This window comes from Actinacidiphila acididurans (assembly GCF_016918855.1).
Taxonomy (GTDB): Bacteria; Actinomycetota; Actinomycetes; order Streptomycetales; family Streptomycetaceae; genus Actinacidiphila; species Actinacidiphila acididurans.
In genome coordinates this window covers 281,165-297,215 of sequence record NZ_JADKYB010000013.1, presented here as the reverse complement: position 1 = coordinate 297,215, position 16,051 = coordinate 281,165, and the positions used below count along the sequence as shown (strand labels likewise).

The 16,051-nt window shown below is 72.3% G+C and carries 9 protein-coding genes; 4 read left to right on the top strand and 5 right to left on the bottom strand.

From position 1 onward, the window contains the following. Positions 1-104: 104 nt before the first annotated feature. Complete coding sequence (locus ITX44_RS24485; protein WP_205359496.1) at positions 105-4,082, bottom strand: carboxypeptidase regulatory-like domain-containing protein; 3,978 nt, start codon at positions 4,080-4,082, stop codon at positions 105-107. A 594-nt stretch (positions 4,083-4,676) separates the two neighbouring features. Between ITX44_RS24485 and ITX44_RS24480 the strand changes: the two genes are divergently transcribed. Continuing rightward, positions 4,677-8,738 carry a carboxypeptidase regulatory-like domain-containing protein gene (locus ITX44_RS24480; protein WP_205359529.1) on the top strand — a complete coding sequence of 1,354 codons (4,062 nt, stop codon included), beginning with the start codon at positions 4,677-4,679 and terminating at the stop codon, positions 8,736-8,738. A gap of 80 nt (positions 8,739-8,818) precedes the next feature. On the opposite strand, the gene ITX44_RS24475 is transcribed toward ITX44_RS24480, so the two are convergent. From ITX44_RS24475 to ITX44_RS24460, 4 genes are all read right to left on the bottom strand, one after another. Continuing rightward, the gene (locus ITX44_RS24475; protein WP_205359495.1) at positions 8,819-9,673 is read right to left on the bottom strand and encodes a helix-turn-helix domain-containing protein; all 855 of its coding nucleotides are present in this window, start codon (positions 9,671-9,673) and stop codon (positions 8,819-8,821) included. A gap of 218 nt (positions 9,674-9,891) precedes the next feature. Further along, on the bottom strand, positions 9,892-10,845 hold the full coding sequence (locus tag ITX44_RS24470) for an aldo/keto reductase (RefSeq protein ID WP_205359494.1): 954 nt from the start codon (positions 10,843-10,845) through the stop codon (positions 9,892-9,894). Between the two features lie 126 nt (positions 10,846-10,971). Continuing rightward, the gene (locus ITX44_RS24465; protein WP_205359493.1) at positions 10,972-11,133 is read right to left on the bottom strand and encodes a DUF6126 family protein; all 162 of its coding nucleotides are present in this window, start codon (positions 11,131-11,133) and stop codon (positions 10,972-10,974) included. Between the two features lie 61 nt (positions 11,134-11,194). Then, the gene (locus ITX44_RS24460) at positions 11,195-11,551 is read right to left on the bottom strand and encodes an ArsR/SmtB family transcription factor (RefSeq protein WP_307795463.1); all 357 of its coding nucleotides are present in this window, start codon (positions 11,549-11,551) and stop codon (positions 11,195-11,197) included. Between the two features lie 215 nt (positions 11,552-11,766). Here ITX44_RS24460 and ITX44_RS24455 point away from each other — a divergent pair, with 215 nt between their 5' ends. From ITX44_RS24455 to ITX44_RS24445, 3 genes are all read left to right on the top strand, one after another. After that, positions 11,767-11,967, top strand: a complete 201-nt coding sequence (locus ITX44_RS24455; RefSeq protein WP_205359492.1) for a hypothetical protein — start codon at positions 11,767-11,769, stop codon at positions 11,965-11,967. 168 nt (positions 11,968-12,135) lie between these two features. Further along, positions 12,136-13,314 (top strand): sialidase family protein, encoded by a 1,179-nt coding sequence (locus ITX44_RS24450; RefSeq protein WP_205359491.1) that lies wholly within the window; start codon positions 12,136-12,138, stop codon positions 13,312-13,314. Positions 13,315-13,646: 332 nt separating this feature from the next. Beyond that, positions 13,647-16,022, top strand: coding sequence for a chitobiase/beta-hexosaminidase C-terminal domain-containing protein (locus tag ITX44_RS24445; protein WP_236061430.1), 2,376 nt, complete (start codon positions 13,647-13,649; stop codon positions 16,020-16,022). Positions 16,023-16,051: the final 29 nt, after the last annotated feature.

The following is a 16,051-nucleotide window of genomic DNA, read 5'->3' as shown; positions in this document are numbered from 1 at the left end:
GCTGTTCGCCGGCCCGCCCCTGGATCACAAGCGATCCCCTGGATCACAAGCGATCCCCTGGATCACAGGCGATCCCCTGGATCACAAGCGGTTCGCGCCCGCCGTCAGCTCCCGGCCGGCGGCACCACCGTCATGGTGACCGGCAGCGTCGCCGGGGCGTACGGCGTGTCGCCGTCCAGCACCAGCGCCGCCCGGTGGGCACCCGCGTCGGCCGCGGTCATCGCCCCGGCGTCGAGGGTGACCCGGACGGTGACCGTGGCGTGGGCCGGCACGGTGAGCTGCCGGGCCTGCTCGCTCAGCCACGGCACGTCGCCGTACGGCCGGTCGTAGCCGGGCAGTTCGTACGCCGCCTGCTGCGGAACGCTGTAGGCGTTCATGCCGCCGATGGCGAACCAGCCGGGCGCCGACTGCGCGCCCAGCACCGGCTGCGGCAGGGCCGGCAGCGCCGACCACGTGTCGCCGTCCGGGTGGTAGGCGAACGCCTGGGAGGTCAGCGCGTTCGCACTGATCTGCTGGCCGCCGGCCACCAGGAGCGCGCCGTCCGCCGCCGTGCCGGTCGCGCCCCAGAAGTCCGCCGGGGCGTCGGCGACCCGGCGCCAGGCACCGGCCGCCGTGTCCAGCACGTAGGTGTGCGAGGTGTCCTTGGGCGTGGCGTCGGCCGGCTGGTACGCGCCGCCCGAGCAGGTGATCGCGCCGTCGACGGTGCCGCACACCGTGAACGAGATCGGCTCCGGGTACTGCGGGCCCGAGGACCAGGTGTCGGTCGCCGGGTCGTAGACCTGGACCATGTTGTAGCCGCAGCCGCCGAAGTCGCAGCCGCCGATCACGTACAGCTTGTCGCCCACGACCGCCGCGCCCGGGGCGCCGAAGCCGCGCGGCGCGTCGGCGATCTGCGACCAGGTGCCGGTGGCGGGATCGAAGACCTCGCCGCTGGTGATGGGGTTGCCCGCGGCGTCACGGCCGCCGGTGACGTACAGCTTGCCGCGGATGACGCCGTAGGCCGGGTAGATCCGGCGCGTGACCGGGCTCGGCTCGGTCTTCCAGGTGGCGGTGGCCGGGTCGTAGGAGCGGAAGGCATTGCTCCACACGCCGCCGGGCTCCTCGCCCAGGCCCTCGTAGAGGGTGCCGCCGATCACCGCCGAGACCCCGCCGAACTCGCCGGTGGGCAGGTTCGCCAGCGACGACCAGGCCGGGTCCGTCGCCGGATCGGCGCTCGGGGCCCGGGTGTTGGCCGATGCGGTCTTCGGCTCGGCCTTCGGCGCGGCCTTGAGCAGGCCGTCCGGGGTCACCGTCGAGGGCACCCGCTGCGCCGGAGCGCTCGAGGCGGCGGGCGGTGTCGTGCCCAGGTCGCGCTCGCCGAGGGAGAAGGTCGCCGCCGATCCGCCGGTGTTGCGGACCTCCACCGTGACGCTCCGGCTGCCGCCGGCCGGCACCTTCGCCGTCACCGAGGAGGAGGCGAAGCCCAACTTCGCCGGGTGCAGCAGGAAGTCGGCACGGGTGGTGCCGTTCGCCCGCACCTTCACCGGCCCGGTCACCGGCGGGTAGCCGAAGCCGGGCAGGCCCGCGGTGAACTTCTGCTCGCCGGTGCGGCTGGAGAAGGCCGCGTACAGGCCCTTGGTGGCGGCCGGGTCGCCGGGCGCGGCCACCACGCGGCCGCTGTCGGCGGGCACCGCGGCGGCCGTGACCGTCGCGCCGAGCACGCCGGCACCGGTGTTGGCGTCCGTGACCGTGCCGACCAGCAGCCCGCCGGGCCGGGTCACCAGGGTCGGGGTGCCGACCGCCACGTTGTCGATCTCCCAGATGCCGGTGAGCGAACCGGTGTAGTGGAAGCGCAGCCGCACGTTCTTGTCGCCGGCGTACGCCTTCAGCGGGACGGTCTCGTGCGCCGGGCCGGGCACCACGTCGGTGTGGTGCCACACCGTGGACCAGGTCGTGCCGCCGTCGGTGCTGACGTCCACGTCGGCGGTCAGGCTGCCGAGCCGGTACAGCGTGGGCAGCGCCGTGTCGAACTGGAGCTGCGGGTCGCTCACCCCGGTGAAGTCGTAGGCGGGGCTGAGCAGTTCGGTGTCGGCCGGGGCCCAGCCGAGCGCGAAGTCGTCGACCTCGGCGAACCGGCCGGAACCACCGGTCTGGTTGCCGCGGTTGAGCGGGTCGTCGAAGTTCCAGCCGCCGGCGGAGGTGTTGTTCTTCACCGTCCACCCGTCGGGCGCCGAGGAGCCCGCGAAGGACTGCAGGCCGCCGCCCCGGTAGACCGTCTCGTAGCCCTGCGGGAGCGCTCCCGTGGTGCTCAAGGGCAGGGTGAAGTCCCCGGTCGCGGGCGAGTTGCCGGCGGTGACCGTCGTGGTGCCCTGCTGGTAGCCGGCCCACAGCGAGGTGGCGTGCAGGGTGTAGGTGTGGCCCTTGGGGACCTTCACCGAGTAGTGGCCGGTCGCCGGGTCCGTGTAAACCGTGCCGGGCACGCCGTCCAGGGTGATCTGGGCGTACAGGCCCCAGCCGTGGCCGCCGCCGTCACGCACGGTGCCGGAAACGGTCTGCGAGGGCACCGCGGTCAGCGCGGCGTTCTCGGTGAGTCCGGCGCCGTCGGCCACCTGCACGCTGCCCAGGTCCAGATCGGCGTAGCCGAAGGCGGTGACCTTCAGGTCGTACGAGCCGGCGGGCACGTCGAGCCGGTAGCCGCCCTTGGCGTCGGTGGTGGCCGTGTGGTCGCCCAGGCTCACCGTGGCGCCGGTCAGCGGGTTGTGCGTGGCGGCGTCGGTGACCGTACCGGTGACGGTGCCGTGCGGGCCGGCCCGGAAGGCCGCGGTGCCGTCCGGGGTGCCGAGGCCGGTCGGGCCGTCGTAGCCGGGCTGGGCCGCGCAGGTCCACAGCGGGGTGCAGTCGGGCGTGGTGCCGTAGCCGCACAGCGAGGCGTCGGCGCAGCTCGCGTCGTCGCCCTGCGTCACGTCGTTCAGCGCGCCGGTGGCCTGGTACGGGTACGCCGCCGGGTAGCTGCCGGTGACCGGGGTGCCGGCCAGGGCGTAGACGGAGGCGATGATCGGGGCCGAGGCGCTGGTGCCGCCGTAGACGTTCCAGCCGCCGTCGGAGAAGGAGTTGTAGACCGCGACACCGGTGGCGGGGTCGGCCACCGCGCTCACGTCGGCCACCGAGCGGCCGGAGCAGTCCACCGCCGACTGGAAGTCGGGCCGGGGCTCGATCGTGGAGCAGCCCGAACCGGGCGCGCCCCAGTGCTTGGCGCCGCTGGCGTCGGTGGTGATGCCGTTCCACACCGACTCGTTCCAGCCGCGGGCGCTGCCGTCGCGGACCAGCGAGGTGCCGCCGACCGAGGTCACGTACGGCGAGGAGGCCGGGTAGCTGACGCCGTATCCGTCGTCGCCGGAGCTGAACACCACCGCGACACCGGGGTGGTTGAAGTAGCTCTCGTCGTAGGCGAGGTTGGCCGGGTCGTCGCCGTAGGAGCCCCAGGAGTTGGAGACGTAGCGCGCGCCCAGCGCGACCGCGGCGTTCTCGGCGGCGCCCAGGGAGTCCGACGTCGACTGGTCGGCCTCCACCAGCAGGATGTGCGCCTTGGGGGCGATCGCCGAGACCATGTCGAGGTCCAGGGATATCTCGCCGGCCCACCCCTCGTCGGACACCGGGTAGTCGGTGCCGCCGCGCTGGTCGACCTTGCTGAAGCAGCCGTTGGCGGTCGTGCACTCCGGCAGCCCGTACTGGGCCCGGTACACGGCCAGGTCGGCCTCGGCGGTGGGGTCGTCGAAGGCGTCGACCACCGCGATGGTGGCGCCGGCGCCGCCGTCGGCCGGCAGGTTGTAGGCCGACAGCAGGTCGGCCGGGGAGTAGCCGGCCGGCGTCGCGGCCTGGCCGGCCGTCAGCCGGCGTACACCGAGCGTGGCGTGCACGTCGGTGCGGCGCATGGCGAAGCACCCGAAGTGGCCCGGCTGAGGCGTGCCGCAGGCCGGGACGGCGGACACCGGCCCCGATGCGGAGCCGGTGCCGGTGCCGGCCGGGGCGGCCACGGCCTGCTGGGGCAGCAGGACCGCGAGCGCCGCGAGCACGGCGAGTACGGCGGCGGTGGCGGCGCTCACCGCGGTGCGGGTTCGTCGCCTTGTGAGCGGTTGTGCGGAGACGGTTCTCGATCCGGGCAAGGGTGCTCCAGTCGTACGGGACAGTGCCCGCTCGGCGCCGGTTTCCGCGGCTGCGTGTCGCAACCGGGCGGAATTCCGACGGTGGGCGGTGGAAGGGCTGTTGACCAGCACAAAGGTCCAACCGCCCGGCCGAATGGGTCAATGCGGGACCCTGGCGGTTTGCCGCCGTGTCGTGTTAACGCCTGCGACACATGGACCTTGGGAGCAGGTCGACCACTTCTGCCACTGGGCACTCAACCGCCACACAATCCGGCGGAAACCCCCACAGTCGGCCGCGTCCGCACACCGGATTCCGGACATCGACTGACGCACTGTGACCATCGTCGCTCACCGTGAGTGATTGACAGGTTCATTAAGTAACTCGCTAATGGAGCCCCGGTGAATGCCCGTTCATTCGCCGTCGTCCCTGAACCGTCCAAGGGCCGACCCCCTGCCACACACGCATGGGAGAAACGCTTGCGCACCTCAGCGAGAACCAGACCGGATCCACGGCGGACGATCTCCGCCGTCCTGGCCGTCCTCGCCGCCGCGGCGATGGCCGTGCTGGGGATCCAGGTCCCGGCACAGGCCGCCTCCTCGGCGCCGGCCGCACCCGCCGCCTCCACCGACAGCCACCAACTGCTCGAGCCCGCCTGCGCCACCCCCAAGGCGGGCCAGTTCACCTGCTACGCCCTGCGCCGCGCCGACATCAAGCCGGTCAAGGGCCTGATGCCCGCGCTCACCCCGACCGGCTGGGGCGCCCCCGACCTGGAGAGCGCCTACAACCTGTCCACCGACGGCGGAGCGGGCCAGACGGTCGCCATCGTCGACGCCTTCGACGACCCGAACGCCGAAGCCGACCTCGCGGTCTACCGGTCCCAGTACGGGCTGCCGGAGTGCACCACCGCCAACGGCTGCTTCAGCAAGGTCGACCAGCGCGGCGGCACCAGCTACCCCACCCCCGACGCCGGCTGGTCCGGTGAGATCTCCCTCGACCTCGACATGGTCTCGGCGATCGCGCCCAACGCCCACATCCTGCTGGTCGAGGCGGACGACAACAGCTTCGACAACCTCGGCTCGTCGGTGAACGAGGCGGTCGCGCTCGGCGCGAAGTTCGTCTCCAACTCCTACGGCAGCGACTACCGGGGCGGCAACGGCGAGGACCCGACGGAGACCACCGTCCTCGACGCGTACTACAACCACCCGGGTGTCGCGGTCACCGTCTCCACCGGTGACTACGCCTACGGCGTGGGTTACCCCGCGGCCTCCCAGTACGTGACCGCGGTCGGCGGCACCACGCTGACCCGCGACACCACCACCGCCCGCGGCTGGACCGAGTCCGCCTGGAACGACGCGGGCTCCGGCTGCTCGATGTACGAGCCGAAGCCGGCCTGGCAGCACGACACCGGCTGCGACAAGCGCGCCCTGGCCGACGTGTCGGCCGTGGCCGCGGGCGTCGCGGTCTACCAGACCTACGGCAACGGCGGCTGGACGGTCTACGGCGGCACCAGCGTGTCGTCCCCGATCATCGCCTCGGTCTACGCCGACGCCGGTACCCCGGTGGCGGGCACGTACCCGAACTCCTACCCGTACGCGGCCGCGTCCGGCATCAACGACGTGACCACCGGCTCCAACGGGTCCTGCACCCCGTCGTACCTGTGCAACGGCACCACCGGCTACGACGGCCCGACCGGTCTCGGTACGCCCGACGGCGTCGAGGCCTTCCGCACCGGCCCGCACGGCGTGCTCGCCGGCACCGTGACCGACGCCTCCACCGGCAAGCCGGTCCAGGGCGCCACCGTCACCGCGGGCACCGACACCGCGAAGACCGACGCCACCGGCACGTACACCCTGCCGGTGCCGGCCGGCACCTACGACGTCAGCGTCGCGGCGTTCGGCTACACCACGGCCACCGCCACCGGCGTGGACGTCGGCGACGGCGCCACCGTCACCAAGTCCTTCGCCCTGACCCCGGTGCCCAGCCACACGGTCGCCGGCAAGGTCACCGACGGCTCCGGCCACGGCTGGCCGCTCTACGCCAAGATCACCGTGGACGGCGCGCCCGGCACCGTGTGGACCGACCCCGCCAGCGGCGCCTACACGGTCAAGCTGCCCGAGGGCCACGACTACACGCTGCACGTCACCGCCAGCAACCCCGGCTACCAGTCGGTGACCAAGACGGTCACCGTCGGCACCGCCGACCAGACGGTGAACCTGCCGGTGCCGGCCGACCCGTGGGCGACCGCGGCCCCCGGCTACCAGATCAACACCACCGGCACCACCGAGCCGTTCGACGCCACCACCGCGCCGCCGGCCGGCTGGAGCGTCGTCAACGCCGACGGCACCACCGGCGGCTGGGAGTTCGACGACCCAGGCAACCGCGGCAACCACACGGGTGGCACCGGCGGCTTCGCGATCGCCGACAGCGACCACTTCGGCGGCGCGGCCAGCCAGGACACCCAGCTCATCAGCCCCGCCTACGACTTCACCGGCAACAACAACCCCGAAGTCGCCTTCAACACCCAGTACCAGGCCTACAACGGCCAGAGCGCCGAGGTCGACGCCACCTCCGACGGCGGCACCACGTGGACCAAGGTCTGGTCCACCACCACCTCGGTCGCCGGGCCCGCCAAGATCGAAGTCCCGCTCTCCGGCTTCGCAGGCAAGCCCGCCGTCCAGCTCCGGTTCCACTTCATCTCGCACTTCGGCTGGTGGTGGTCGGTCGACAACGTCTTCGTCGGCGACCGTGAGCTCGTACCCACTCCCGGCGCCTTGGTCGTCGGTACCGTGTCCGACGCCAACACCGGCAGCGGCGTGGTCGGCGCGACCGTCACCGACGGCACCGACGCCACGCAGACCGCCACCACCGTCGCCACGCCCGACGACCCGAACCTCGGCGACGGCTACTACTCCCTGTTCGACACCAACTTCGGCAGCCACGGCTTCGCGGCGGCCAAGGGCCACTACACCACGCAGACCAAGAGCGTGAACGTCGCGGCCGACAGCGCGGTCAAGGCCGACTTCTCGCTCGCGGCCGGCCAGGTCACCGTCACCCCCGCCTCGGTCGACGCGACCGTGCCGTGGGCCGGCAGCAAGACCCAGACCGTGACGGTGAAGAACACCGGCGGCGCGCCCGCCACGGTCAAGCTGGGCGAGCAGTCCGGCGGCTTCAAGATCCAGGCCGCGGGCGCCCCGCTGATCACCGCCAAGGGCGACTACACCGCACTGTCCAGCAAGGCCCACCAGGTCGCCGGCGCCACCGCCCCGGCCGCCGGGCCGTCCGACGCCGCCTGGGCGCCCGCCCCGGACTACCCGAGCGCGATCATGGACAACGCGGTGGGCAGCTACGACGGCAAGGTGTACTCGGCCTTCGGGTTCACCGGCTCCGCCGACAGCAAGGACATGTACGCCCTCGACCCGGTCGCCGGCACCTGGAGCAAGCTGGCCAGCGCCACCGACACCCGCGAGGACCCCGCCCACGGCTTCATCGACGGCAAGTTCTACGCCGCCGGCGGCTGGGGCCCGAGCGGCAGCCCCGACCCGAAGCTGGAGATCTACGACCCGGGCTCCGACAGCTGGACCACCGGCGCGTCGGCGCCCAAGCCGTACGCCGGCTCCGGCACCGCCGTCCTGGACGGCAAGCTCTACATGATCGGCGGCTGTGGCGCCAGCACCTGCGGTACCACCGACGCCACCGTCTACGACGCCGCAACCGACACCTGGTCGGCGATCGCGTCCTACCCGGAGCCCATCTCCTGGGAGGCGTGCGGCGCCGTCAACGAGCTGATCTACTGCGCCGGCGGTCTGAACTCGAGCAACGCCGACGTCGCGCACACCTACGTGTACGACCCGTCCGTGAACACCTGGTCCCAGCTCGCGGACATGCCCGCCACCCAGTGGGGCACCTCGTACACCGCGGCCAACGGCCTGCTCCTGCTGGCCGGCGGCGTCAGCAACAACGCGCTCACCAACCGGGCCCAGGCGTTCGACCCGGTGGCCGGCACCTGGAGCGCGCTGCCCAACCCGTCCACCCCGACCTACCGCGGCGGCGGCGCCCCGGGCTTCTACAAGGTCGGCGGCGGCGACGCCCCGAGCCACCCCACCGCCAAGGCGGAGGTCCTGGCCGGCTACGACCAGGTGGGCTCGGCGGACGTGACCTGGCTGGGTGAAAGCACCAACCAGCTCACCGTCCAGCCCGGCGCCAGCGCCCAGGTCACCGTCACGCTCGACGCGTCGGTGCCCGAGGTCACCCAGCCGGGTGACTACAGCGCGCAGCTCTCGGTCGGCACCGACACGCCGTACACGGTGCCGCGCATCCCGGTCACCCTGCACGTCAACCCGCCCAAGACCTGGGGCAAGATCACCGGCACCGTGCTGGGGGTCACCGCCACCGGCGGCACCGCGCCGCTGGCCGGGGCCACCGTGCAGATCGACACCTGGGCCACCTCGTACACCCTGACCACCGGGTCGGACGGTACGTACGCGCTGTGGCTCGACACCCGCAACAACCCGCTCACCCTCATCGTGGCCAAGGACGGCTACCAGCCGACCACCACCACGGTGAAGATCCAGAAGGGCGCGACGACCACCAGCAACTTCACGCTGAAGCGGAAGTAGCGGCGGCAGTGCACTGAACGGGGTGGGCCGGTCCTTCGGGGCCGGCCCATCCTGCCGCGCGCCGGGCCGTCGCAGCGCCGTCAGAGGGAGGGGCGGCGGGTGCGGTCGGGGGAGTGTGCCGGGGGCGCGGTCAGGGAGCCGAGCAGGGCCAGGCGCTCGGCGGAGGGGGTGTGCGGGGCGGCGTGGTAGACGACGAGCATCTGGCCGTCGGCGCCGGCCACCAGCAGCTTCTCGCGGTGCAGTTCGAGGTCGCCGACCTGCGGGTGACGGAGCCGGGCCGGGCCGCCGGAGACGCGAGCGATGTCCTTGCGCGCCCACATCTGCCGGAACCGCTCGCTCTTGACGGAGAGTTCACCGACCAGGGCGACCAGCCGCGGGTCGTCGGTGTCGGCGGCCATGCTCGCGCGCAGTTGGCCCACCGCGGCGGCCGTCACCTGCTCCCAGTCGGCGTACAGCTCGGCCTCGCGCGGGTCGAGGAAGGCGGCGACCAGGCGGTTCACGCCCGGGCGCAGGGCGGGGGAGAGGGCCTCGGCCATGGCGTTGGCCGCGAGCACGGTCAGGTAGCGGTCCTGGACGAAGGCCGGCATCGGAAGGGCGTCGAGCAGGAGCAGCGTGCCCTGCGGGACCTTCCGGTCGCGCGGACGGGCCGCGCGGCGGGACTTCGGCCGGGTGAGGGCGTGCAGGTACGCGGTCTGGTCGGCGTCCAACCGCAGCACGTCGGCGAGCGCGTCCAGGACCTGCGTGGAGGGGCTGCGGTCGCGGCCCTGCTCCAGCCGCAGGTAGTAGTCCGTGCTGATGCCGGCCAGCATCGCGACCTCCTCGCGGCGCAGGCCCGGCGTGCGCCGCTGCCCGGACACCCGCAACCCCACCTCCTCCGGCCGGATCCGCTCACGGCGGGCCCGAAGGTACTCACCCAGCGTGTTCGAGGTCTCCATGCCTCCACCGTAGGCAGATCGGGCGCCCGCGCGGGTGGCCCTGTCACCCCCAGGCAGGGCCGCACCATCGGGCCCGGTCGCGGGTCAGTCAGGGGCACCTCCGGACCCGGATGCGGGTAGGGCCACCCCTGGACCCGCACCCGAGCCAGAGCCACTCCCGGACCCGGGCGGGTCAGGGCCCGGGCCACCTCCGGACCCGTACGCGTACGCACTGACCCTCAGTACCGGCCGCCCACCACCCCGGCCGCCAGGCCGTCGAGCCGGTCCAGGTCGGCCTCGGTGAGCGGCACGTCGAGGGCCGCGGCGTTCTCCTCCAGCCAGCGCACCCGCTTGGTGCCCGGGATCGGGACCACGGGGATGCCGAGCCGGTCGCTCTGCGCGGCGACCCAGGCCAGCGCGACCTGGCCGGCGGTGACCCCCTTGGCGCGCGCCACTTCGGCGACGGCCTCGGTGATCGCCGCATTGCCGCGCGCGGCCTCCTCGCTGAAGCGCGGCAGCCTGCGCCGGCCGTCGTCGGCGGCCAGACCGGTCACGTCGACGGTGCCGGTGAGGAAGCCGCGGCCGAGCGGCGAGTACGCGACCAGGGCCACGCCCAGCTCGCGGGCGGCGGCCGCCACGCCGGTCTCGGGGTCCCGGGTCCACAGCGAGTACTCGCTCTGCACCGCCGCGACCGGATGCACCCGGTGGGCGGCGCGCAACTGGTCGCCGGTCACCTCGGACAGCCCGATGCGGCGCACCTTGCCCTCCTCGACCAGCTCGGCCAGCGCCCCCACCGACTCCTCCAGCGGGACGTCGGGGGCGACCCGGTGCAGGTAGTACAGGTCGATGACGTCCACGCCCAGCCGCAGCAGCGAGGCGTCGCAGGCCCGCTTGAGGTAGTCCGGGGTGCCGCGCAGCACCACCTTGCCGCGGCCCGTGCTGAAGTCCATGCCCGCCTTGGTGGCGATCAGCGCCTCGTCGCGGCGGCCCGCCACGGCCCGGCCGACCAGCACCTCGTTGTGCCCGGCGCCGTACGCGTCGGCGGTGTCGATCAGTGTCACGTCCAGATCCAGCGCCCGCCGGATCGTCGCCACCGAGCCGTCCCAGTCGGCCGCGCCGTACACCGAGCTCATGCCCATGCAGCCCAGCCCCTCGGCCGACGCCGTCAGTCCTGCCAGCTCAACCGTCCTCATGATGATCCTTTCTCGATCGCGGACGGTTCCAGCCTCGGGCCGGCGGCCCGAGGCAGGCAGTGCTGAGTTCTTCCTGGGAGCGGCAGGGACAGCCTCGGGGAGCGACGGTCCCACGGCCGGGCGGGATCACTTGTGGGTGTGCGAGCCGATCCAGAAGAACAGGATGAGGACGGCGGCCAGGACGTGCGTGCCGGCGATGTAGAAGATCACCCGCATCCGCACGGCCTTTTCCTTCCAGCGCTCGGAGCCGCCGGGGGCCTCGCGGGGCGGCTCGTCCTGATCGCTCATCGCCGGCCTCCGCGGTCGTGGTGGGAAGTGTCGCGGCAACAGGGGGCGTACGAAGGGCCGTTCACGGGGCCGCGTCCGGGACCGCGTCGTCCGCCAGCTCGTTGAGCAGGTCCTGGCGGCCGGCCAGCATCTCGGTCAGGATCCGGCGCGCGGCCCGCATCAGGTCCGCCACGTCCCCGCCGGCCAGCGCGTACACGACGGTCGTGCCCTCCCGGGTCGCGGTCACGATGCCGGAGCGGCGCAGCACCGCCAGTTGCTGCGACAGGCTCGACGCCTCGATCTCGATCTCGGCCAGCAGGTCGCGGACCGCCATCGGGCCGGTCTGCAGCAGCTCCAGCACCCGGATCCGTACCGGATGGCCGAGCATGCGGAAGAATTCCGCCTTCGCCTGGTAGAGCGGAACAGATGTGCTCTTCACCGCGGCCCCACCCGCTCCTCCTCGGCATCGTTCGCATTCATGTGGATGTGCACAACTCTTCAAGGTTACGCGCTGCCGGTCGGCGCTTTGACCGCGCACCTGCCCCGGAGGCGTGCCCCCGGGACGTGCCGTGGGCAGATGATCACTATTTCTCGAATTGAAGATTATTTCAATCAGTGTCATGCTGGCGATCTGGGCGCCGGAGAGGGCTGGTCGTGGCGGATTTCACGGAGCACGAGCAGGTGATCTCCCGTGTGGTGGCCGCGCGGGAGGCAGTGGCGGCGGCAATGGCCGCCCCGGGCTCGGCGGCGCTCCGCGCGGCCCTGGACGAGCTCGAGGACTCCCTGCGGCACGCCCGCGACCTCGGCGTCCCGGTGCCCCCGCCGGGCGAGCCGCGGCAGGAAGAAGCAGGCTGAGCACGCACCGGCCCCGGGCCGGTCGCAGCGCCTGACCGTTGCCGGCCGCCCGTGCCGATCCGGGTGCCGCCGCCGTACGGCCGAACGGGTGGTTCGGTGGTGCTCCGGGAGGCGGGCGGGGCCCGACGGGGGCCATCCTGGGGCATGTCCTTCCGTCGTTTTCGGGGAATGCGCCGGGTGGCCGCGGTGTGCGGTGCCGGGCTGGTGGCCGTGGCCGTCCAGGTGCAGGCGCCCGGCGTGGCCGGCGCCAGTGCCGGGACCCGGGGCGCGTGCTCGGCCACCGTGTGGACCGCCGGAGCCGACCGTTACCACACCTACCGGATCCCCGCGGTGGTCGCGGTGCGTGGCACCCTGGTGGCCTTCGCGGAGGCGCGGCGGCACTCCGCCTCGGACGACGGTGACATCGCGGTGGTCGAACGGCGCTCCTTCGACGGCGGCTGCACCTGGTCGCGGCAGACGGTGGTCGGCGCCGACAGCCCGGCCACGATCGGCAACCCCGCACCGGTGGTGACCCGTTCGGGCCGCCTGGTACTGCTCACCAACCGGCAGGGCGCCGACGCCACGCAGGCGAAGATCCAGGCCGGACAGATCGCGCCCGAGGACGGACGCCGGGTGTTCGTGCAGACCAGCGACGACGCGGGAGCCACCTGGACGCCGCGCCGGGAGATCACGCCCGCGGTGAAGCACCCCGACTGGCGCTGGTACGGCACGGGGCCCGGCCACGCGCTGCGGCTGGACCGCGGCCCGGCGGCCGGCCGGCTGGTGGTGGCCGTCGCCCACACCGGGCCCGGCGGGGTCTCCGGCGCCCACCTGCTGCTCAGCGACGACGACGGGCGGACCTGGCGGATCGGGGCGAACGACGAGCACACCGACGGCCGGGTCGCGCCCGCCGAGACCAGCGCGGCCCAACTGCCCGACGGCAGGCTCTACTTGTCCAGCCGCGACGAGCGCGGCAGCGACCCGGGCAACCGCCTGTTCACGTACTCCACGGACGGCGGCCGCAGTTACACCGCGCCCTACCGCTCGCTGCCAAACCTGGTCACCCCGGTCGTGGAGGGCTCGGTGCTCCAGATGCCGGGCCCGGCCGGATCGCCCTGCGCGCCGCTCCTCTATTCCGGGCCCGACGACCCCTCGCTGCGCCGCCACATGACGGTGCGCCGCAGCACGGACGGCGGCCGTACCTGGCAGCCTCTGGCCGAACTCACGTCACCCACCACTGCGGCGGCTTATTCCGACCTCGTGCCGGTCCCGCGGGCCGGCGTCGGAGTGCTCTACGAGACCGGCACCACCGGCCCGTACCAGCGCATCGACTTCCGCACGGTGCCGCTGGGCTGCGCCCGCCGCTGACCCCTTCCCGGCACCGGTCCCGTGGCCCGAGCGGCCCGCGTGAGGTGACAACGTACGCCCTGCGGCGGGGCAATTGTGTTCACAGGATGAATCCGGCACAGCTTCTTGACGTGTCGCCGGGCCCACTTGAGACTGCCATACGGACCGGGGAGCCCCTTGATCCGCAGAGTGAGAGCGTTTTCAGCAAGCTGAATCCAAGGGGTTGACACCCTGACGGTTGCCGTATGCCCCGGTCCACCCACAGTTGCCCAGAGCAGCACCGAGCGCGTCCACCCCCACATCCGCGCGAGCCCGGCGTTCACTTCACGAAGCCGGGTGAAAGGACCCCCCACATGATCAGAGACCTCTCCCGGGGCGCGGGTCCCGGGCAGCGCCGGTCGCGGCGCGGCCTGGCCGTACTCGCCGCGCTGGCCATGGCGCTGGCCGCCCTGGTCGGCCTGACGGGCACGTTCTCCGCTTCCGCCGACTCCTCCGACTACACCCAGAGCGTCGCCTCGTCCGGCACCAGCGCGGCGACGGTGACGTTCACCCCGACGACCACGTCCTCGTACGTGATCATCCACTACCAGATCAACGGCACCAACCAGCAGAACGTCCAGATGACCGCCTCCGGCGCCGCCTGGACGTACACGGTGCAGAACCTGACCAGCGGGCAGGTGCTGTCGTACTCGTTCACGTACACCAAGAACGGGCCGCAGTACGACACCCCGTGGTTCACCTTCACCCAGGGCGGCGGTGGCACCACCACCCCGCCCCCGCCGGGCTCGGTGGCCACGCCGACCTTCAGCCCCGCGGGCGGCACCTTCACCACCGCGCAGAGCGTGACCATAGCCGACGCCACCTCCGGCGCGACCATCCACTACACCCTCGACGGCTCGACGCCGACGGCGAGTTCGCCCACCTACACCGGGGCGCTCACCATCTCGGCGACCACCACCGTCAAGGCGTACGCGGTCGCCTCCGGCCTCACCGACTCGGCCGTGGCCACCGCCAGTTTCACCATCAGCACCAGCACGGGCGGCGTCTGCCCGACCCAGTCGGACACGCCGGACTTCGGGCCGAACGTGCACGTCTTCGACCCGTCCATGGGCAACGCGGCCATCCAGTCGCAGCTCGACGCCCAGTTCAACCAGATGAAGGACACCAACACCGCCCAGTTCAGCGAGAACCGGGTGGCCGACCTGTACAAGCCGGGCACGTACAACGTCGAGGACAACGTCGGCTTCTACACCTCGGTGGCGGGTCTGGGCCAGAACCCGGACGACGTGACCATCAACGGTGACGTCACGGTGGACGCCTTCAACGCCTCCGACGCGGGCAACGCCACCCAGAACTTCTGGCGGTCCGCGGAGAACCTGGCGATCAACCCGTCCAGCGGCACCGACCGGTGGGCCGTGGCGCAGGCCGCGCCCTTCCGCCGGATCGACGTCCACGGCGGGCTCGCCCTCTACCCGGCCAGCTACGGCTACGCCAGTGGCGGCTACATCGCCGACACCAAGGTCAGCGGCCAGGCCGCCTCGGTCTCCCAGCAGCAGTGGTACACCCGGGACAGCAACCTCGGGAGCTGGGCCGGCGGCGTGTGGAACATGGTCTTCTCCGGCGTCAACGGCGCCCCGGCGAACACCTTCCCCAACCCGCCCGAGACCACCCTCGGCACCACCCCGGTCTCCCGCGACGTGCCGTACCTGTACCTGGACAACACCGGCAAGTACCGGGTCTTCCTGCCGTCCCTGCGCACCAACGCCTCCGGGCCGAGCTGGGCCAACGGCAGCACCCCGGGCAGCTCGCTGCCGATGAGCCAGTTCTACGTGGTCAAGGCCGGTGACACCGCCGCGACCATCAACAACGCGCTGTCCCAGGGCTGCAACCTGTTCGTCACCCCGGGCGTGTACCACCTCAGCCAGACCCTGAACATCACCAAGGCCAACACCGTCGTCCTGGGCATCGGTTACCCGACCTTCGTCCCGGACAACGGCGTCAACGCGATGCAGGTGGCCGACGTGGACGGGGTGCGGCTGAAGGGCCTGCTGTTCGACGCCGGCACCACCAACTCGGCGGCGCTGCTGACGATCGGCCAGTCCGGTGCCTCGGCGGACCACTCCGCCAACCCCACCTCGATCCAGGACGTGTTCTTCCGGATCGGCGGTGAGCGGGCCGGCAAGGCCACCACCAGCCTGGTGGTCAACAGCAACAACACGCTCATCGACCACATCTGGGCCTGGCGCGCCGACCACGGCAACGCGGGCACCGTCGGCTGGACCACCAACACCGCCGACACCGGCCTGCTGGTCAACGGCAACAACGTCCAGGCCACCGGCCTGTTCGTCGAGCACTACCAGAAGTACGAGGTGGTGTGGAACGGCCAGGGCGGCAAGACCATCTTCTTCCAGAACGAGATGCCCTACGACCCGCCGAACCAGGCCGCGTGGATGAGCTCGGCGAACGTCAACGGTTACGCCGCCTACAAGGTCGGCGCGAACGTGACCAGCCACGAGGCATGGGGTCTGGGCAGTTACTGCTACTTCAACGTCAACCCGGCGGTGAACAGCTACCACGCCTTCGAGGTACCGAACAACGCCGGCGTGAAGTTCCACGACGCGCTGACGGTCTCGCTCGGCGGGGTGGGCACCATCACCCACGTCATCAACGACACCGGGGCGGTCACCGCGTCCAACACCACGCCCAGCAACGTCGTCAACTACCCGTGACGCGACGCCCGCTGAGGCACGCATCGATG

What these genes read in the sequence shown, in the direction of transcription:
- ITX44_RS24445 (WP_236061430.1), top strand. Translation starts at nt 13,647, where the DNA reads ATGATCAGAGACCTCTCCCGGGGCGCGGGTCCCGGGCAGCGCCGGTCG.
- ITX44_RS24480 (WP_205359529.1), top strand. Translation starts at nt 4,677, where the DNA reads ATGGCCGTGCTGGGGATCCAGGTCCCGGCACAGGCCGCCTCCTCGGCG.
- ITX44_RS24450 (WP_205359491.1), top strand. Translation starts at nt 12,136, where the DNA reads ATGCGCCGGGTGGCCGCGGTGTGCGGTGCCGGGCTGGTGGCCGTGGCC.
- ITX44_RS24465 (WP_205359493.1), bottom strand. Translation starts at nt 11,133, where the DNA reads ATGAGCGATCAGGACGAGCCGCCCCGCGAGGCCCCCGGCGGCTCCGAG.
- ITX44_RS24470 (WP_205359494.1), bottom strand. Translation starts at nt 10,845, where the DNA reads ATGAGGACGGTTGAGCTGGCAGGACTGACGGCGTCGGCCGAGGGGCTG.
- ITX44_RS24475 (WP_205359495.1), bottom strand. Translation starts at nt 9,673, where the DNA reads ATGGAGACCTCGAACACGCTGGGTGAGTACCTTCGGGCCCGCCGTGAG.